An 18,830-nucleotide genomic window follows, 5' to 3' on the forward strand; every position below is an offset into this window, starting at 1 on the left:
AAAATGGAGGTAGCAATCATGGGAAATATTAGTGAAATGGAATTACAAAATATCCGGCATTTATTAACATCTGCGCAGACAGAAGAGAAAAAGTACCAGGCATATGCAGAACAGGCCACAGACCCTCAAGTAAAACAGTTTTTTCAAAAAGCTTCGCAATCTGCAACACAGAATAAACAGACTTTTTTACAATATTTGCAATAGGAGGGTTTTGAAATGGAAGAAAAAGTAATGGTAGCGGACGCATTAAATGGTATTAATGGTTGTTTGACAAAAGTGGAAGAGATGATTACCCAGACAGAAAATCAGCAGTTAAGACAAACATTACAGCAGATTAGAAATACAACAGAAACAAGTCAATATGAATTATTTACATTGGCAAAAAGCAAAGCATATTATCAGCCTGCACAAAAAGCAACAGAAGATGAAATTCAGAATGTAAAATCAACCTTTTCGGCTTGTAGTTGTCATTAGAAAATCGCCAGATAACAGTAATTTTCTGTTATCTGGTTTTTTAAAATATAAAATTGTTAAAAAAATAGCAATTTCCTCTTGAAATTTCTTTCTGAATTAGTTAGAATAAGGGGGAAGTTTACTGATAATAGTTATGAATCAGTGAACAAAATTTAATAACTGCCCGTAAAAAAAGCAAGCGGACAGGCTATTTATTTTATATTTAGGAGGAATATATCATGGCAGTAAAAGTAGCAATTAATGGTTTTGGACGTATTGGACGTCTTGCATTCAGACAAATGTTCGGAGCAGAGGGATATGAAATAGTAGCAATTAACGATTTAACAAGTCCTAAAATGTTAGCTCACTTATTAAAATATGATTCTGCACAGGGAAGATACGCATTATGCGATAAAGTAACAGCTGGAGAAGATTCCATTACAGTAGATGGAAAAGAAATTAAAATTTATGCAAAAGCAAATCCAGAAGAATTACCATGGGGAGAACTTGGAGTAGATGTAGTACTTGAGTGTACTGGATTCTTCGCTTCTAAAGAAAAATCTTTGGCACATATCAAAGCCGGAGCAAAGAAAGTTGTTATTTCTGCACCTGCAGGAAATGACCTTCCTACAATCGTATACAGCGTAAATGAAAATACATTAACAAAAGATGACACAGTAATTTCTGCTGCATCTTGTACAACAAACTGCTTAGCTCCTATGGCAGATACATTAAACAAATTAGCAAAAATTAAAAAAGGCTATATGACAACAATCCATGCTTATACAGGTGATCAGATGACACTTGATGGACCACATAGAAAAGGTGATTTAAGAAGAGCTCGTGCAGCTGCTGTTAATATTGTTCCTAACTCTACAGGTGCAGCAAAAGCAATCGGTTTAGTTATTCCAGAATTAAACGGAGTACTTGATGGCTGTGCACAACGTGTTCCTACACCAACTGGTTCTTTAACACAGTTAATCGCTGTTTGCGAAGGTAAAGTAACAGAAGAAGATGTTAACAAAGCTATGAAAGCAGCAGCTTCTGATTCCTTTGGATATACAGAAGACGAAGTTGTATCTTCTGATATTATTGGTATTACATATGGTTCTTTATTTGACGCAACACAGACAAAAGTTATGGATTTAGGCGATGGTACAACATTAGTTAAAGTTGTTTCATGGTATGACAATGAGAATTCATATACAAGTCAGATGGTTAGAACAATCAAATATTTTGCTGAATTAGCTTAATCTGAGCATGATTTTATAATAGACCTATCAGGGTCCGGTCTTATATGGACCGGACCTTATTTTTCTTAAGTTTAGGTGTTTACAAACAGAAAAATTTGTATACAATAGAAGATATATCCTACTAAATACGGATAGAGCAAAAGGTAAAACTTTTTGATAGATTAGAAGATTATGAATGAAAGAAAAGAAGGGAGTTTGACGCATGTTAAACAAAAAATCAGTTGATGACATTAATGTAAAAGGAAAAAAGGTATTAGTTCGTTGTGACTTCAATGTGCCATTACAGGATGGAAAAATTACAGACGAAAATCGTCTTGTTGCAGCCCTTCCTACAATAAAAAAATTAATTGCAGATGGCGGTAAGATTATTCTTTGCTCCCATTTAGGAAAACCAAAAGGAGAGCCAAAGCCAGAATTATCTTTAGCACCAGTAGCTGTACGTTTATCGGAGTTATTAGGACAACCAGTTAAATTTGCTGCAGACAAAGAAGTAGTTGGTGCAAATGCAAAAGCTGCAGTAGAAGCAATGCAGGACGGGGAAGTAATTCTTCTTGAAAATACACGTTATAGAGCAGAAGAAACAAAGAATGGTGAAGAATTCAGCAAAGAGTTAGCTAGCTTAGCAGATGTATTTGTTAATGATGCATTCGGAACTGCTCATAGAGCACATTGTTCTAATGTAGGCGTTACAAAGTTTATAGATACAGCAGTTGTTGGGTATTTAATGCAGAAAGAAATTGATTTCTTAGGAAATGCGGTAGATAATCCGGAAAGACCATTCGTAGCAATTTTAGGTGGTGCAAAGGTATCTTCTAAAATTTCAGTTATTAACAATTTACTAGACAAAGTAGATACATTAATCATCGGTGGTGGTATGGCATATACATTTATGGCTGCTCATGGAGAAGAAGTAGGTAATTCTCTATTAGAAGAAGATTACAAACAATATGCTTTAGATATGGAAAAGAAAGCAGAAGAAAAAGGTGTGAAGTTATTAATTCCTATTGACACAGTAATTGCAGATGATTTCTCTAATGATGCAAATCATAAAGTTGTAGGACGTGGAGAAATTCCAGCAGGATGGGAAGGACTTGATATCGGACCTAAGACTCAGGAACTATTTGCAAATGCAATTAAAGATGCAAAAACAGTTGTATGGAATGGACCAATGGGTTGCTTTGAGATGCCAAACTTTGCTGCAGGTACAGTAGCAGTAGCAAAGGCAATGGCTGACATTGATGCTACTACAATTATCGGTGGCGGTGATTCTGCAGCAGCAGTAAACCAATTAGGTTTTGGTGATAAGATGACACATATTTCCACAGGTGGAGGAGCTTCCTTAGAATTTTTAGAAGGAAAAGAACTTCCAGGTGTTGCGGCAGCAAATGATAAATAGAATATAATGTTATAAGAGATTAACGAAAAAGAGATAGAATAAAAAGAGATAAGAGATTTAAGGAGAACAAGAGCATGCGTAAAAAAATTATAGCAGGCAACTGGAAAATGAATAAAACTCCAAGTGAGACAGTTGCTTTAATCAATGAATTAAAACCTTTAGTTGCAAATGATGAAGTAGATGTTGTATTTTGTGTACCGGCTATTTCTCTTACAAAAGCAATTGAAACAGCAGAAGGAAGCAATATTTCAATTGGTGCAGAAAATATGTATTTTGAAGAAAGTGGAGCATATACAGGTGAAATTGCCCCTAATATGCTTACAGACATTGGCGTAAAATACGTTATTATTGGTCATTCTGAGCGGAGAGAATACTTTGCTGAAACGGATGAAACAGTGAATAAAAAAGTTTTAAAAGCATTTGAGCATGGTATTACACCAATTATTTGTTGTGGAGAATCTTTGACACAGAGAGAGCAGGGAATTACAATTGACTGGATTCGTCAGCAGATTAAAATTGCATTTTTGAATGTTACAAGCAAGCAGGCTAAAACAGCAGTTATCGCTTATGAACCAATTTGGGCAATCGGAACCGGTAAAGTGGCTACATCAGCACAGGCACAGGAGGTATGTCACGCAATTCGTGATTGTATTGCTGAAATTTATGATGAAGCAACAGCAGAAGCGATTCGTATTCAATATGGGGGTTCTGTATCTGCTGAAAGTGCACCAGAGTTATTTGCGCAGCCAGATATCGATGGTGGTTTGGTAGGCGGAGCTTCCTTAAAACCAGATTTTGGTAGAATTGTAAATTATAATAAATAAATACAAATCCAAAGGCTGTTGTTGATTAGAATGCAACAGCCTTTGTTTGGTTTGTTAAATGAAACTGTATAAAATAAAACTTTGAATGTAACAGGTTAGAAAAGAGGATATAAAATGAGTAAAAAACCAACTGTGTTAATGATTTTAGATGGATTTGGACTAAATGAAAAACATAAAGCGAATGCAGTATATGAAGCAAATACACCGGTAATTGATTCCCTGATGAAAGAATATCCATATGTGAAAGGCTATGCAAGCGGAATGGCAGTAGGTCTTCCGGAAGGTCAGATGGGAAATTCTGAAGTCGGACATTTAAATATGGGTGCCGGTCGGGTTGTATATCAGGAATTGACAAGAATTTCAAAAGAAATTGAAGACGGGGATTTCTTTAAGAATGAAGCATTATTAAAAGCAGTAGAAAACTGTAAGGAGAATCATTCAGCGTTACATTTATTTGGCTTGCTTTCTGACGGTGGTGTACATAGCCATAATACACATATGTATGGTTTGTTGGAGTTAGCAAAACGCGAAGGAATTGAAAGTGTATATCTGCATGCATTTTTAGATGGTCGTGATACACCTCCGGCTTCTGGAAAAGAATATGTAGAGCAGGCAATTACTAAAATGAAAGAAATTGGCGTTGGCAAAGTTGCAACAGTTATGGGACGTTATTATGTAATGGACCGAGATAACCGTTGGGATCGTGTAGAGAAAGCATATAAAGCACTTGTAAATGGAGAAGGGGAAACCGCTTCTTCTGCATTGGAAGCAGTACAGCAATCTTATGACAAGGGAGAAAATGATGAATTTGTCCTTCCTACTGTCGTATTGGAAGATGGGAAACCGGTAGCAACAGTTAAAAATAATGATTCTGTTATTTTTTATAATTTTAGACCGGACCGTGCAAGAGAAATTACAAGAGCATTTTGCGATGATGATTTTACAGGTTTTGAACGGACAGATGGAAGAATTGAGACGACCTTTGTTGCGTTTACAGAATACGATGTTACAATTCCAAATAAATTAGTTGCATTTCATAAAGTAGAGATTACTAATACATTTGGTGAGTATCTTGCAAAGCTTGGAAAAACCCAGCTTCGTACAGCAGAAACAGAAAAATATGCTCATGTAACATTCTTTTTTAATGGCGGTGTTGAAGAACCAAATAAAGGTGAGGAGCGTATACTTGTAAAATCACCGAAGGTTGCTACTTATGATTTACAGCCTGAAATGAGTGCTTATCAGGTTGCTGATAATTTAGTAAATGCAATTAAATCTGATAAATATGATGTGATTATTGTAAATTTTGCAAATCCGGACATGGTAGGTCATACAGGTGTAGAAGCGGCTGCAATCAAAGCGGTAGAAGCAGTTGATGAGTGTGTTGGAAAAGCAGTGGATGCAATTAAAGAAGTTGATGGTCAGATGTTTATTTGTGCAGACCATGGCAATGCAGAGCAATTAGTTGATTATGATACAGGAGCACCATTTACTGCACATACGACAAATCCGGTTCCATTCATATTAGTGAATTATGATTCTGCATATACTCTGAAAGAAGGAGGCAAATTAGCGGATATCGCACCTACCTTATTAGAAATGATGGGGCTTGAAAAACCAGAGGAGATGACAGGAGAATCACTTTTAATTCGTAAATAATTAAAAATAATAGTTGAAATTGAGAGATTGACGTGATACAATCAATCTATGAGTGTACTCAAGAAGATTGGGACACCTATGGTTTAGGAGGTGGAAAATAGATGGCAGTGTTGCATACAATTCTTACAATCGTATATATTATTGCATGTATCGCTCTTGTAATTGTAGTAATCATGCAGGAAGGAAAGCAGGCTGGTCTTACAGGTTCAATCAGTGGTGCGGCTGAAACATACTGGGGTAAGAACAAAGGACGTTCCATGGAAGGGGCTTTAGAGAAAGCAACGAGATATTTAGGAATTGTTTTTATCGTCCTTTCACTTGTTTTGAATTTAAAAGTTTGGTAGATAAAGAGAAGAAAACGGGTACTGTAAAAAGTACCCGTTTTTTTGGTCTGATTATTTATTAAAAAGAAAGATTGTGGTATACTATAGTTAATGTGAAAAAAGATAGAAATAAAGATAACAGGCAAATACAACTAGTGAAGAGAAGAGGAAAGAAAAGTATGTTAGATACAATCATTTTAGAAGAAAAAAAGAAAATGATTTATGAATATATCATCAGTGATTCATATAAGCCAATGAAATTGAAAGAATTATCTGCTTTATTACAAGTTCCTAAAAGAGATAGAGCGGAATTTCATGAAGTCATGAACAGCTTAGTTACTTCCGGTAAAATTATAATTGACAAAAAAGGATTAATAAAACCGGCACCAGAATTTTTGAAGGTTGGTATATTCTTGGGAACGGCAAAGGGTTTTGGTTTTGTCCGAATGGAAGATGAGCCGGAAGATATCTATATCCATGAAAGTAACACAAAAGGAGCAATGGATGGCGATAAAGTTCAAATTGAATTGCTTTTGGAAAAATCAGGAAAGCGAAAAGAAGGAAAAGTAATTTCAATTATTGAGCATGGAACAGATATTGTTGTTGGAACATTTTCAAAAAGTAAAAATTTTGGTTTTGTGATTGCGGATAATCAAAAATTAGGGACTGATATTTTTATTCCAAAATCAGCAGATAAAGGTGCGGTTACGGGACACAAAGTCGTTGTAAAAATTACAGACTATGGAGTAAATAAAAAAAATCCTGAGGGAAAGGTAATTGAAATATTAGGACATGTAAATGATCCGGGAGTGGATATCTTATCGATCATAAAAGGATTTGGATTACCGGAGGAATATCCGGAAAAAGTAATGAAGCAGGTAGAAAAAATACCAGATGAGATTTCAAGTGAAGATATCGGAGGAAGAGTTGATATCAGAGATTGGGACACTGTGACAATTGATGGAGAAGATGCAAAAGATTTAGATGATGCGATTACAATTTCTAAGGAAGGTAATCTATATAAATTAGGTGTTCATATTGCAGATGTATCGAATTATGTAACGGAAAATTCTCCTTTAGATGAAGAAGCTTTAAAGAGAGGAACAAGTGTGTATTTAGTTGACCGGGTAATCCCGATGCTCCCTCATAAGCTTTCCAATGGTATTTGTTCTTTAAATGAAGGTGTTGACCGGCTTGCACTGAGCTGCTTTATGGATATTGATGAAAAAGGGAATGTCGTTAGCCATCGGATTGCGGAAACAGTTGTAAATGTTACACGAAGAATGTCGTATACAAGTGTTAAGAAAATTATTGAGGATAATGACGCGGACGAGTGTGCAAAATATGAAGAATTAGTGCCAATGTTTCATCTTATGGAAGAATTAGCTGAAATATTGAGAGAAAAAAGACGCAGCAGAGGCTCGATTGATTTTGATTTTCCAGAGAGTAAAATTATTCTTGACAATGAGGGAAATCCAACTGATATTAAACCATATGAGCGGAATAAGGCAACTAAAATTATTGAAGATTTTATGCTGATTGCAAATGAAACAGTTGCAGAAGATTATTTTTGGCAGGAGCTACCATTCGTATATCGTACACATGAATATCCGGATAACGAAAAGATTGAAAAATTGGGGATATTTATAAATAATTTCGGATATAGTATTCATATAGGACAAGATGAAATACATCCAAAAGAGCTACAAAAATTAATGGCAAAAATAGAAGGCACACCAGAAGAGGCGTTAATTAGCCGTTTAACATTGCGCTCTATGAAGCAGGCAAAATATACAGTACAAAATGATGGGCATTTTGGTCTGGCAACAAAATATTATTGCCATTTTACTTCGCCAATTCGAAGATATCCGGATTTGCAGATTCATCGTATTATAAAAGAAAATCTTCGACATGGGATAACCGAACGTCGTACAATTCATTATAATAAGATTTTAACAGAAGTCGCTTCTCATTCCAGTGCTATGGAACGTCGTGCAAATGAGGCTGAGAGGGAAGTAGAAAAGCTTAAAAAAGCAGAATACATGAAACAATTTATTGGCCAGACATTTGAAGGTGTTATTTCAGGAATTACGACATGGGGGATATATGTTGAGCTTCCGAATACAGTCGAAGGTATGATTCGAGTTACGAATCTAAAAGATGATTATTATTACTATGATGAAGACAGTTATACAATGGTTGGAGAAACGACAAAAAAGACTTATAAGCTAGGTCAAAAGTTAAAAATTCAGGTTGAAAGCGTAGATAAAATATTGCGGACAATTGATTTTGTATTAGCAGAGGAAGAATCCGAAAACTTAGAAGAAAATTTAGGGGAAGATGTGTAATAGAATAGAAGTAAGAATAGTTAAAGAATTGGAACAGGAAAAATAAGGAGTAGGCGTATGGCAAAAGAGGCTAGAAAATTAATTGCAAATAATAAAAAAGCAAGACATGATTATTTTATAGAGGAAACATTGGAAGCTGGAATTTCTTTGCATGGAACAGAAGTAAAATCACTTCGAATGGGCAAGTGCAGTATTAAAGAATCATTTATACGAATTGAAAACGGAGAAGTCTATATTTATAACATGCATATAAGTCCATATGAAAAAGGAAACATTTTTAATAAAGACCCTTTGCGTGTCAGGAAACTGCTTTTGCACAAACATGAAATCAATAAGCTTGCAGGGCAAATAGCACAAAAAGGATATACCATTGTACCATTGAATGTGTATTTTAGTAATAGTTTAGTGAAAGTGGAAATTGGTCTTGCAAAAGGTAAAAAGCTGTATGATAAACGTCAGGACATTGCTAAGAAAGATCAAAGGCGAGAGGCAGAAAAGAATTTTAAAATAAAAAATCTCTATTCATAATGAGAAAAACACTGTAATCATTCTTTCTACGATTACAGTGTTTTTTTGGAAAATTCTGAACAATTGTTGTATAATGTTTTTGGAGGTGTTATTATCATGGAAAAAAACAGAAAGTATATTCGGTTGATGGTACTAAGTATTTGCCTGTTTGGGCTAATGATAACGAAACATGTGAGTGTAGCCTCGCAAGCCGGAGAAGAAATTATACTTAGAAAAACAGTTGTTGGTATTTACAGAGCTGATGGAAGCATTGAATTTGTTCCACAATCTGACCCTGCAAGAAACCGACAGGCATTAGAGTATATCCTAAGTACGGATACGAAAAAAACATTAATTATCCCTTCTGACAAAACGGTGAAAGTAGAAGCAGTAATTGATATTGGAGATAATACAACAATTATTGCAGATGGTGCAACGATAATACAGCAGAATAATGGATTAGGATTAATTAAACATGGAATTGATCGTGTTGATTATGGTTCAATTAAAAATGTTACAATTCAAGGTGGAACGTGGAAAAACGAAATAAATAGCAAAGGCTGTACTATGTTTCGGTTTGCCCATGGAAGCAATCTGACGTTTAAAGGAATTACGATAGAAACAAATTATGAAGGACATGCGTTAGAGTTAATTGCGTGTCAAAACGTAACAGTAAGTAACTGTAAGTTTTATGCTACAAATTCATCTACAAAATCAAAAAACTCAGTAGAAGAGGCGTTGCAGATTGACTTAGCGACACCGATTACAGCTCCCGGAGTATTAAATTCAACAGGGAATAAAAAGTTTGTATCGGGTCAGAAAAGTAAAAATATTACAATAAAGGATTGTAATGTATCTGGTTCTAGGGGAATTTGTGCTAATTTTTCGGCAAGTGAACCGAAGTTTAAAAATAATTTTCATGTTGGTATTACGATTGAAAATTGTAATGTGACGGGAGAATCAGGAGAAGGAATTGCGTTATTTAATTCAGTTGGTGTAAAAGTAAAAAATTGTGTCATTCGTTCGAATAGTACTAGAAAAAAAGAGGCGTATTCCGTTGGATTACATTTGGCATTGATGGGGAAAAATAAAATTTCTACGAAGTATGAAAATGTAATTACAAATAATAAAATATATGGTTATCGTCAGGCACTCAATATTGATTCCCATACTACTTCCCTATATGGCAAAACAACTGTGAAAAATAATGTGGGAAGTGCGAGTGATAAAAAAACAGCGTTTCATATGGTACGCTGTAAAAAGTTGGTGGAATCGAATAACACAGCATTAAAACGTAAAAAGTAAGGAATAATCAGGAAGTATCAATTTTTACATAATAAAAACGCTATATCTCTGTAAATAACAGGTTATAGCGTTTTTTTGAATGGAGCTGGCGGGAATCGAACCCGCGTCCGAAAACCTATTCACGCGAGTATCTCCTATCACAGTCGATTATTAAATCTTCCCTCAGTTTTTCGGAAATCGACATCCAAAAAACCTTGGTAGCTTCATAAATCTCTTATCTGCTCAAAGCTTTGCAAATAAGGTTCCCTACTAAGTCGATGCCAACAACAGGATGTAGGAAGCCTATTGTTGACAGCTGCCGCTATTAGGCAGCGTAAGCTAAATTATCTTCAGCGTTTATATTTAATTCTAAGTTTTAACGTGGTCCTAGTCCACGGATAGCTGCTCGAGTTTCAAAATCCCCGTCGAAACCAGTACAACCCCGAACTATATTAAGCTTTTTTATCTTAGCATATTAAAATAAATTAGTCAAGTAAATGAGTCTGTCATATTTTGACAAAAATAGTGAGAAGAAATAAGCATGTTACCTTTTAAGATTTTCTTAAGATTAAAAAGGAACCATTGAGAATTCGAAGAAATTTGATATAATGTGTCATAGAGTCTATAAATGTTAGGAGAGTAGCTCAATGTATAAAGAGATAAGGGAGAAGATAAACCGAGTTATTCCTGCTTATACAATTATCCCATTGTTATGTTGTTTTGGCGTTAATTGTCTTATTTATTATGGTGTCCGTATATTGGCAGCAGGGAAGAAACATTATGATTTTACAACGGCATTTGATCGTGCAGTTCCTGTGATTCCAGAATTTGTCATACTATATCTTGGCTGTTATATTTTTTGGGTTGTCAATTATATTTTGATTGCACGACAGGGAAAAGAATATTGTATGCGGTTTGTATTTGCGGATATTATGTCAAGATTAATTTGTGGTGTTTTCTATCTGTTTTTGCCGACTACCAATATAAGACCGGAATTATTGGGAAATGATGTTTGGACAGTAATATTAAAGGCAGTGTATGCAACAGATGCGGCAGATAATTTATTTCCATCAATACATTGTTTAGTAAGCTGGTTTTGCTATATTGGGATTCGTGGAAGAAAAGAAATTCCAAAATGGTATAGAGGCTTTTCTTGCATCTTTGCCATATTAGTATTTATTTCTACTCAGGTGACAAAACAGCATTATATCATTGATGTAATTGGTGGGATCATAATTGCTGAACTAACATTTTATATTGCATTTCGTGCGAACTGGTATCGTCCGTTGGAAAAAGTATTCGATCGAATTTCGTATACTATTCTAGGAAAAAATGCATGAATGAAATGGGAGAAGAACGAAAGTGAATAAAAAAAAGAATATAATGAACCTTTTGTTTTTGTTATTCATATTTAGTCTTACCATTTATGGAGTTTTTGAAGGAGAGGACATAGGCGAATTAATTAATACAATTACGAAAGCAAATGGTTTTTATTTGACAATAGGAGTTTTATGCGTTATCTTTTTTATTTGGTGTGAATCGATTATTATTTACTACATGATGGGGACACTTCAGGTAAAAAACAAAAAAAGAACTTGTTTTATGTATTCTTGTATCGGCTTTTTTTTCAGCTGTATAACGCCATCGGCCAGTGGCGGACAGCCTGCTCAGATTTATTATATGAGAAAGAATAAGATTCCAATTTCAATCTCTACATTAGTATTGATGGTCATAACACTTACTTACAAATCAGTTCTTGTATTTATTGGATTATTTCTTGTTTTATTTCAGCATAGATTTGTGGTAAAATATTTAACAGGGATTTTACCGGTGTTTAGTTTGGGAGTAGGACTTAATGTCATATGTTGTATTGTTATGTTGTTGTTAATTTTTTATCCGGCATTGACAGAAAATCTAATATTGACATGTTTTAAGGCATTAGTAAAATTACACCTTGTAAAAGAAACGTCAAAAATAAAGAAAAGAATATTACATTCTATGGAGCAGTACAGTGTTACAACGGATTATTTAAAACAGAACAAAAAAGTTCTTTTTCATGTTATTATAATAACATTTATTCAGCGGATTTCCTTGTTTTTTGTGACCTATTTTGTATATAAGGCTTTCGGATTAGCAGGAACAAGCTGGTATGACATTGTGATGCTTCAGGCAGCGATTTCAGTTGCTGTAGATATGCTTCCGCTTCCGGGTGGAATGGGGATAAGCGAAAAATTATTTTTGACAATATTTATTCCTGTGTTTGGAACAGACTTGTTACTTCCCGGCATGGTATTAAGCAGAGGAATCGCTTATTATGTTCAACTGCTATTAAGTGCAGGGGGAACTGTTCTGGCCCATTTTTATATTGGAAAAAAGTCGGAATAAACAAAGTAAAAAGATTAAAAGTAAAAAGATTACTAGAAAGAGGGGTTATTATGATAGGTTTTTATAATTATTCGGTAGTATTAACCTATATTAGCTTAGCATCTTCCGTTTTTGGAATGATAATGGCAATTCAAGGAAATTTTAAAGTGGCGATTGTGTGTCTTGCGTTTTCGGGTTTATGTGATATGTTTGATGGAAAAGTGGCGAGAGCGATGAAAAATCGTTCAGAAGATGCGAAAGCATTTGGTGTCCAGATTGATTCGTTGTGCGATATGGTCTGTTTTGGTATTTTCCCGTCGTTGATTTGTTATTTATTAGGTGTTCGCGGAGCATTAGGGCTTGCTGTAATTGTACTGTATTGCACCGCTTCAGTAATTCGGCTTGCCTACTTTAATGTAATGGAAATGAAAGGAGCACTTGTAACGGAGGACAATCATAAGTATTATCGGGGACTTCCGATTACTTCAATGGCAGTTGTATTACCATTAGTGTTTTTAGTACAATTTTTTGTTTCAGAAGCAATCTTTTTGGTTATATTATATTTGGCATTATTTATTGTTGGAACATTATTCATTGTTGACTTTAAATTTTGGAAACCAAAAAATTCTACACTTGCAATGTTAGTTGCAGTTGTTGCAGTTGCATTAGTGGGCATGGCTTTTTTGAAAAAATAGCAGGAGAAATATGGAGTAAATTATGAAATACATAGATCGAAATGGAAGAAAAACATATATTTCTTCCAATCAAGATAGGCTTTTAAAGATATTTTATTCTACCATATTAGGAAGATGTATGATAAGAAGTCTTATACAGCCAAAGATATCAGAGCTTGGAGGAGCTTTTTTAAATACGAAATTATCTGCTTGTTTTATAAAACCATTTATAAAACATACAGGGATTGATTTATCGCAATATGAAGAAAAAGATTATAAGTCCTATAATGAATTTTTTATTCGTAGGATAAAAGAGGAATGTCGTCCGATTGCAATGAATCCAGAAAAATTAATTAGCCCCTGTGACGGAAAATTAAGCGTATATAAAATTCATTCCGATTTATCTTTTCAGATTAAACATACATGGTATAAAATAGAGTCTTTACTTCACTCTAAAAGATTAGCGAAGTTGTATCAGGGTGGATATGCATGTGTATTTCGTTTAACTGTGGATGATTATCACAGATATTGTTATATGGATGATGGATTAAAGTCGAAAAATTTTAGAATTCCAGGTGTTTTCCATACTGTAAATCCAATTGCAAATGATTATTATCCGATTTATAAAGAAAATACAAGAGAATTTTGCTTATTAAAGAGTAAAAATTTTGGTACGATTTTAATAATGGAAGTAGGGGCTCTTTTTGTAGGAAGGATAAATAATTATGATGAAAAAAAGACTGTAAAAAGGGGAGAGGAAAAAGGTCGCTTTGAATTTGGTGGTTCTACGATTGTAGTTCTGTTTCAAAAAGATAAAGTCGAATTGGATTGCGACTTGCTTAAAAATACAAAAAATGGATTTGAAACAATTGTGAAAATGGGAGAAACGATTGGAAAGAAACGAGAGTAACAAAAAGAAGCTGTTGCATATTGCAACAGCTTTCTTTTACTATTTACCGTAATATGATTTGCCTATACGTTTATTATATTGTGAAACTTAGCTACTTGACAAGTAGTTAAAAATAAGACTATGATAAAAAGTAGATACCTGTATAAAAAAGTATGGAGGAATATATGGGAAAAAATAAGTTTATAATTGATGGGTACGTATTTGAAACGTCAAAAGATTATGAAAGTGCAAGAAAAGAAAAAGAAGCAATTGAATATGTGAAATCGAAGTCAGATATGAGAAATCCACAACTCGTATATAAGATATATAATCAGCTTATTGATAAAGGTACATTTAAGACAGTGATTGGCTATGAATTTTTGAGAGAATTGCAAAAATTTTCGATTGAGAATGGTATAGTTGCGAAAGACCGTATTCGTAATATAACGGTAAAAAAGCAAGATATTATAAAAAAGGTGGCACCGGAAAATCCATCTGAAGTGGCGAAAAGGGCAGAAGAATATAAAGAAAAATACGAATTAGAAAAGGCGGGTAAGATAGGTTATCGAATTACGATTGGGGTATTGGCAGCAGTAATCGCGGTTATGTTATTTATTACATACAGGACACCATATTCGATATTTACCAATTATGAAAATAAAATTATAAATAAATATGAGCATTGGGAAAAAGAACTTTCAGAAAGAGAAAAAAAAATAGAAGAACAAGAAAAGAAACTTGGAATTAATGAGTGAAGTTTCACAAATTTTACATAAACCTATGTTATTCTTTTTTATAAAAAAGTGGAGGTGTTTTTTTGGATAAGCTAAAAATATTAGTTGTAGATGATGAAAGTCGTATGAGAAAATTGGTCAAGGATTTTCTTTCCAAACATAACTTTGAAGTGATAGAAGCAGAAAATGGAGAACAGGCAGTTGACATTTTTTTTGCAGATAAGAGTATTGCCTTAATTATTTTGGACGTTATGATGCCCAAAATGGATGGATGGCAGGTATGCAGAGAAATACGTCAATATTCGAAAGTACCGATTATCATGCTGACAGCGAAAGGAGAAGAACGAGATGAATTACTTGGCTTTGAACTTGGAGTTGATGAGTATATTTCAAAGCCATTTAGTCCTAAGATTTTAGTTGCACGTGTTGAGGCAATTTTAAGACGGGCTAATGCATTAGAAAGTGATGTAAAAGAAGTTGGCGGAATTGTTTTAAATCAAGCGGCTCATGAAGTTAAAATTGATGGAAAAACAATTGAGTTGAGTTTTAAGGAATTTGAATTGTTGACCTATTTTATTATGAATCAAGGGGTTGCGTTATCTCGTGAAAAGATTTTGAATAACGTATGGAACTATGACTATTTTGGTGATGCCCGAACGATTGATACGCATGTGAAAAAATTGCGCAGTAAAATGGGGGAAAAAGGAAATTATATAAAAACCATTTGGGGTATGGGCTATAAATTTGAGGTAGAATAATGAAACATTCCATTCGATTTAGATTGGTGCTGACATTAATTGTTTCGTTGACTTGCACGATATTTTTGTGTTGGATTTTAAACAAATCATTGTTAGCTCCGTATTATGAAAAATTTAAAGTTGAGTCTTTAGGGAAAGTGTATACGGAAATTGATAGTATATATAAAGAGTCTTCCGAGGATAATTCAACAAGCACAGAAGAGATTTCACTTGCGATGGAAAGTCTTGGTGCGAATAAAAATATGACGATGTATGTATTTCAGATTGAAGACGATGAGTTAGGACTGAATATTAATTTCCTTTATCCGGCATTAGATGTATTTCAGCGAAGCCAGGTTGTCAAGCAGATTTTAGAATATGCTACATTAGAAACGGATATAAGAGGGCATAATTTACTGACGGAAACAGGAGAGTATCGAATTTATAAAATATTTGATAAGAGGATTAATTCCCATTATTTGGAACTGTTTGGTGCATTAGATGAGAAAACAGGGGTCTATATCCGAAGCAATTATCAAAGTATGTTAGAGAGTGTTTCAATTTCAAATCAATTTTTGGCATATGCAGGAATCGCTGCTGTCATTTTAGGCAGTGCAATTTTATTTGTTGTTAGCCGAAGCTTTACAAAACCAATATTAGAGCTATCCAATATTGCGACACAGATGTCAAATCTTAATTTTGATATAAAATATTGTGCAGATAGGGAAGATGAAATAGGAACACTTGGGAAGAGTATGAATGTACTTTCAGAGAAGCTGGAATATACGATTTCGGAATTAAAATCTGCTAATAATGAATTGCAAAAAGACATTGAACATAAAATTCAGATCGATGAAATGAGGACAGAATTCTTATCTAATGTATCACATGAATTAAAGACTCCAATTGCATTGATACAGGGATATGCAGAAGGATTAAAAGAAAACATCAATGATGATGAGGAGAGCCGGAATTTTTACTGCGATGTTATTATTGATGAAGCGAATAAGATGAATAAAATGGTAAAAAAGTTATTGTCTTTAAATCAAATTGAATCTGGAAAAGATCCGGTTACATTTGAACGTTTTGATATTGTATCGTTAATCCAATCGGTATTAAATGCAACTGAAATTATGTTTCAGCAACAAAAAATCACAGTAACTTTCGCTGAACGTGAACCAATTTATGTTTGGGCTGATGAGTATATGATCGAGGAAGTTATAACGAATTACATTAGCAATGCAGTAAATCATATTGATGGTGAACGGAGAATCGAAGTAAAACTTACAAAGACGAATGAGCTTGTTCGTGTGACTGTTACGAATACAGGGAAACCAATACCAGAAGAAGATATTGATAAGGTGTGGATTAAATTTTTTAAAGTTGATAAAGCAAGAACAAGAGAATATGGTGGAAGTGGGATTGGTTTGTCGATTGTAAAGGCAATTATGGATTCTCATAATAGGGAATATGGTGTTCGAAATACGGATGATGGTGTTGCATTTTGGTTTGAATTAGATAGGAAGAATGAATAAAAGTTTGCCAATCGAAAAAAAGCGTGGTAGAATAGAATAAGGTTTATAGTTTTTACTACTGGGAGGAATGGCTATTGAAAAAGAGATATATTAGTTGTGCAATTTTATTATCTGCCTGTTTGTTAACCGGGTGTGGTTCTGGTATTGAATTAACTGATGAAGAAAACAATATGGTTGCAGAATATATGGCAGGAGCTTTATTGAAGTATGACCATGGTTATAAGGAAGCTTTAATCGAAACAGATATCGCGGACCAAGAAGATATTGGAAATGAAAATGAACAAAATAGTATTGTTTCAAAAGATGAAAAAGAAATGTCAAATGATATAAACCAGAATCAATCTTCTGATACATTGAATTCAGAAGACAAGAAAGACATTTCAAAAGAGAATACAGAAAAAAGTTATTCTTTAGAAGAGCTGTTTGAGAAGAAAGATTATAGCTTAAATTATAAGAATAGTGAGCTTTGCTCTTCCTACCCAGAGAAAGAGAATGGGTATTTTATTGTTGAAGCTACAGCTGGAAAAAAATTAGCAGTCATTAATCTGACTGTTAGAAATATTTCTGGCAAGACAAAGAATATTAATTTATCAAACCAAGGAATTGGTTATAGTCTTGCAATAAATGGAAAGGTTTATGATAAGCCATTATTAACGGCAATTATGAATGATGTCCAATACTTCTCTGATACAATAACAGCCGGAAAAAGTAAAAAAGCTGTTTTAGTATTTGAGGTAGATAAAAAGGTTAAATTATCTGATGGAACTTTATCAATTAGTGTAGATGATAAGACAGTAAATGTTAAACTAAAATAGGAGATAGCATTATATGTATAAGGAAAAGAAAAGAACGCCGTTTTTGGCTTTGCCTCTATATTTTACGACCTACACCATTGCTGAAGAAAAAATAACTGTGAACAAAGGTTTTTTACGTACAGTTGAAGACGATTGCTATATGTATAAGGTGCAAGATGTAAAATTAGTGCGTAGTTTAATGGAACGAATTTTTGGTTTGGGAACAATTATATGTTATACAGGAGATACGACAGATCCAGAACTTAAAATAGTTCATGTTAAGAATTCTAGTGCAATGAAAGAATTTATATTAGCACAGTCTGAAGCAGAACGAATTAGAAAAAGAACACTGCATACTATAGATATTGATGCAGGACCAATTGAAAATGATAGTATATAATATTTAATTGAAGAAAAACAGTCGATATATTCTTTGTAGTATGTTGGCTGTTTTTGATTTTAAAATATAAAGATACCACAAAGTGCGTAGTCATCCGTAGGTATCAGGGGCAAAATATCTTTTGACTGCAACATCATATAAATAAGAAACCGTAAAAAATAAATTGTTTAAATTGTATAATAAAATTAAAATAATATATAATAAATATACAAAATATACAAATCGAAGAAAAGGGTCGAAAAAGCTTGAAAAATTGGTTGACAATCGTGCTTTTTTATTATATACTAACACCTGTCGCTTGGTTGACAGAGCACTGACAAAGAAAAAAGTCAGTCATTCGAGTGAAAGGCTCGGATGAAAAAAGAAGAAATAAGCCATAGTCTTCGAACTGGAATTTGTTCTTTTTCTGGAAACAAAGACAACAGAAAAAAATAAAAAAGTTGTTGACAAGAAACGACAAACATGATATAATAAATAATGTTGACGCGATGATAAAGAAAAGCGTCGACAGAGGAAAGAAAAATAAAGAACCTTGATAATTGAACAATAAAACAACCCTGAAAATTCTAAGAGAACCATTTGTTTGAATGAGGATTTGAACAGATGAGAGATTCATAAGAATTTCAGACGAACGACCTTTGAAAAAAGGACAACCT

At 33.8% G+C, this 18,830-nt stretch carries 19 protein-coding genes and 1 other RNA gene; 19 read left to right on the top strand and 1 reads right to left on the bottom strand.

The genetic code is table 11. The annotated features are described in order from the left end of the window. Window positions 1–18: 18 nt before the first annotated feature. The 10 genes from FYJ58_RS07815 (at window position 19) to FYJ58_RS07860 (ending at window position 10,068) form a co-directional block, all read left to right on the top strand. Window positions 19–204 (top strand): hypothetical protein, encoded by a 186-nt coding sequence (locus tag FYJ58_RS07815; RefSeq protein ID WP_154519178.1) that lies wholly within the window; start codon window positions 19–21, stop codon window positions 202–204. A 12-nt stretch (window positions 205–216) separates the two neighbouring features. After that, on the top strand, window positions 217–474 hold the full coding sequence (locus FYJ58_RS07820; RefSeq protein ID WP_154519179.1) for a spore coat protein: 258 nt from the start codon (window positions 217–219) through the stop codon (window positions 472–474). A 218-nt stretch (window positions 475–692) separates the two neighbouring features. Further along, complete coding sequence (gene gap, locus FYJ58_RS07825) at window positions 693–1,706, top strand: type I glyceraldehyde-3-phosphate dehydrogenase (RefSeq protein WP_154519180.1); 1,014 nt, start codon at window positions 693–695, stop codon at window positions 1,704–1,706. A gap of 202 nt (window positions 1,707–1,908) precedes the next feature. Further along, window positions 1,909–3,102: a phosphoglycerate kinase gene (locus FYJ58_RS07830; RefSeq protein ID WP_154519181.1), complete on the top strand. Its 1,194-nt coding sequence runs from the start codon at window positions 1,909–1,911 to the stop codon at window positions 3,100–3,102. A 74-nt stretch (window positions 3,103–3,176) separates the two neighbouring features. After that, the gene (gene tpiA, locus FYJ58_RS07835) at window positions 3,177–3,926 is read left to right on the top strand and encodes a triose-phosphate isomerase (protein WP_154519182.1); all 750 of its coding nucleotides are present in this window, start codon (window positions 3,177–3,179) and stop codon (window positions 3,924–3,926) included. Between the two features lie 114 nt (window positions 3,927–4,040). Continuing rightward, window positions 4,041–5,585, top strand: coding sequence for a 2,3-bisphosphoglycerate-independent phosphoglycerate mutase (gene gpmI, locus FYJ58_RS07840; RefSeq protein WP_154519183.1), 1,545 nt, complete (start codon window positions 4,041–4,043; stop codon window positions 5,583–5,585). A gap of 101 nt (window positions 5,586–5,686) precedes the next feature. Beyond that, a complete protein-coding gene (gene secG / locus FYJ58_RS07845) occupies window positions 5,687–5,929 on the top strand; it encodes a preprotein translocase subunit SecG (protein WP_154519184.1) in 243 nt (80 codons plus the stop codon). A gap of 158 nt (window positions 5,930–6,087) precedes the next feature. Continuing rightward, entirely contained in the window at window positions 6,088–8,256 is a 2,169-nt protein-coding gene (rnr, locus tag FYJ58_RS07850; protein WP_154519185.1) for a ribonuclease R, read from the top strand. 57 nt (window positions 8,257–8,313) lie between these two features. Further along, the gene (smpB, locus tag FYJ58_RS07855; protein WP_154519186.1) at window positions 8,314–8,784 is read left to right on the top strand and encodes an SsrA-binding protein SmpB; all 471 of its coding nucleotides are present in this window, start codon (window positions 8,314–8,316) and stop codon (window positions 8,782–8,784) included. A gap of 96 nt (window positions 8,785–8,880) precedes the next feature. Then, entirely contained in the window at window positions 8,881–10,068 is a 1,188-nt protein-coding gene (locus FYJ58_RS07860) for a glycoside hydrolase family protein (RefSeq protein WP_154519187.1), read from the top strand. A gap of 77 nt (window positions 10,069–10,145) precedes the next feature. Here the strand turns inward: FYJ58_RS07860 and ssrA are convergent. After that, window positions 10,146–10,491: a transfer-messenger RNA gene (gene ssrA / locus FYJ58_RS07865) on the bottom strand. A 203-nt stretch (window positions 10,492–10,694) separates the two neighbouring features. On the opposite strand from ssrA, the gene FYJ58_RS07870 reads away from it, so the two are divergent. The 9 genes from FYJ58_RS07870 to FYJ58_RS07910 all read left to right on the top strand — a co-directional run bounded on the left by FYJ58_RS07870 (window position 10,695) and on the right by FYJ58_RS07910 (window position 18,174). Continuing rightward, window positions 10,695–11,387 carry a phosphatase PAP2 family protein gene (locus FYJ58_RS07870; RefSeq protein WP_154519188.1) on the top strand — a complete coding sequence of 231 codons (693 nt, stop codon included), beginning with the start codon at window positions 10,695–10,697 and terminating at the stop codon, window positions 11,385–11,387. Window positions 11,388–11,430: 43 nt separating this feature from the next. Then, on the top strand, window positions 11,431–12,432 hold the full coding sequence (locus FYJ58_RS07875; protein WP_154519205.1) for a lysylphosphatidylglycerol synthase transmembrane domain-containing protein: 1,002 nt from the start codon (window positions 11,431–11,433) through the stop codon (window positions 12,430–12,432). 50 nt (window positions 12,433–12,482) lie between these two features. Then, window positions 12,483–13,106, top strand: coding sequence for a CDP-alcohol phosphatidyltransferase family protein (locus FYJ58_RS07880; protein ID WP_154519189.1), 624 nt, complete (start codon window positions 12,483–12,485; stop codon window positions 13,104–13,106). A 22-nt stretch (window positions 13,107–13,128) separates the two neighbouring features. Continuing rightward, entirely contained in the window at window positions 13,129–13,995 is an 867-nt protein-coding gene (locus tag FYJ58_RS07885; protein WP_154519190.1) for a phosphatidylserine decarboxylase, read from the top strand. Between the two features lie 164 nt (window positions 13,996–14,159). Further along, window positions 14,160–14,729, top strand: coding sequence for a hypothetical protein (locus tag FYJ58_RS07890; protein WP_154519191.1), 570 nt, complete (start codon window positions 14,160–14,162; stop codon window positions 14,727–14,729). A gap of 62 nt (window positions 14,730–14,791) precedes the next feature. Further along, window positions 14,792–15,466 carry a response regulator transcription factor gene (locus FYJ58_RS07895; protein ID WP_154519192.1) on the top strand — a complete coding sequence of 225 codons (675 nt, stop codon included), beginning with the start codon at window positions 14,792–14,794 and terminating at the stop codon, window positions 15,464–15,466. Continuing rightward, window positions 15,466–16,980, top strand: coding sequence for a HAMP domain-containing sensor histidine kinase (locus FYJ58_RS07900; RefSeq protein ID WP_154519193.1), 1,515 nt, complete (start codon window positions 15,466–15,468; stop codon window positions 16,978–16,980). Before FYJ58_RS07895 ends, FYJ58_RS07900 begins: the two co-directional genes overlap by 1 nt. A gap of 74 nt (window positions 16,981–17,054) precedes the next feature. After that, window positions 17,055–17,795 (top strand): DUF4352 domain-containing protein, encoded by a 741-nt coding sequence (locus tag FYJ58_RS07905; RefSeq protein ID WP_154519194.1) that lies wholly within the window; start codon window positions 17,055–17,057, stop codon window positions 17,793–17,795. A gap of 13 nt (window positions 17,796–17,808) precedes the next feature. Next, complete coding sequence (locus FYJ58_RS07910) at window positions 17,809–18,174, top strand: PH domain-containing protein (protein ID WP_154519195.1); 366 nt, start codon at window positions 17,809–17,811, stop codon at window positions 18,172–18,174. Window positions 18,175–18,830: the final 656 nt, after the last annotated feature.

Source organism: Velocimicrobium porci, from assembly GCF_009696045.1.
GTDB lineage: Bacteria > Bacillota > Clostridia > Lachnospirales > Lachnospiraceae > Velocimicrobium > Velocimicrobium porci.

What these genes read in the sequence shown, in the direction of transcription:
- FYJ58_RS07815 (WP_154519178.1), top strand. Translation starts at nt 19, where the DNA reads ATGGGAAATATTAGTGAAATGGAATTACAAAATATCCGGCATTTATTA.
- FYJ58_RS07820 (WP_154519179.1), top strand. Translation starts at nt 217, where the DNA reads ATGGAAGAAAAAGTAATGGTAGCGGACGCATTAAATGGTATTAATGGT.
- gap (WP_154519180.1), top strand. Translation starts at nt 693, where the DNA reads ATGGCAGTAAAAGTAGCAATTAATGGTTTTGGACGTATTGGACGTCTT.
- FYJ58_RS07830 (WP_154519181.1), top strand. Translation starts at nt 1,909, where the DNA reads ATGTTAAACAAAAAATCAGTTGATGACATTAATGTAAAAGGAAAAAAG.
- tpiA (WP_154519182.1), top strand. Translation starts at nt 3,177, where the DNA reads ATGCGTAAAAAAATTATAGCAGGCAACTGGAAAATGAATAAAACTCCA.
- gpmI (WP_154519183.1), top strand. Translation starts at nt 4,041, where the DNA reads ATGAGTAAAAAACCAACTGTGTTAATGATTTTAGATGGATTTGGACTA.
- secG (WP_154519184.1), top strand. Translation starts at nt 5,687, where the DNA reads ATGGCAGTGTTGCATACAATTCTTACAATCGTATATATTATTGCATGT.
- rnr (WP_154519185.1), top strand. Translation starts at nt 6,088, where the DNA reads ATGTTAGATACAATCATTTTAGAAGAAAAAAAGAAAATGATTTATGAA.
- smpB (WP_154519186.1), top strand. Translation starts at nt 8,314, where the DNA reads ATGGCAAAAGAGGCTAGAAAATTAATTGCAAATAATAAAAAAGCAAGA.
- FYJ58_RS07860 (WP_154519187.1), top strand. Translation starts at nt 8,881, where the DNA reads ATGGAAAAAAACAGAAAGTATATTCGGTTGATGGTACTAAGTATTTGC.
- FYJ58_RS07870 (WP_154519188.1), top strand. Translation starts at nt 10,695, where the DNA reads ATGTATAAAGAGATAAGGGAGAAGATAAACCGAGTTATTCCTGCTTAT.
- FYJ58_RS07875 (WP_154519205.1), top strand. Translation starts at nt 11,431, where the DNA reads ATGAACCTTTTGTTTTTGTTATTCATATTTAGTCTTACCATTTATGGA.
- FYJ58_RS07880 (WP_154519189.1), top strand. Translation starts at nt 12,483, where the DNA reads ATGATAGGTTTTTATAATTATTCGGTAGTATTAACCTATATTAGCTTA.
- FYJ58_RS07885 (WP_154519190.1), top strand. Translation starts at nt 13,129, where the DNA reads ATGAAATACATAGATCGAAATGGAAGAAAAACATATATTTCTTCCAAT.
- FYJ58_RS07890 (WP_154519191.1), top strand. Translation starts at nt 14,160, where the DNA reads ATGGGAAAAAATAAGTTTATAATTGATGGGTACGTATTTGAAACGTCA.
- FYJ58_RS07900 (WP_154519193.1), top strand. Translation starts at nt 15,466, where the DNA reads ATGAAACATTCCATTCGATTTAGATTGGTGCTGACATTAATTGTTTCG.
- FYJ58_RS07910 (WP_154519195.1), top strand. Translation starts at nt 17,809, where the DNA reads ATGTATAAGGAAAAGAAAAGAACGCCGTTTTTGGCTTTGCCTCTATAT.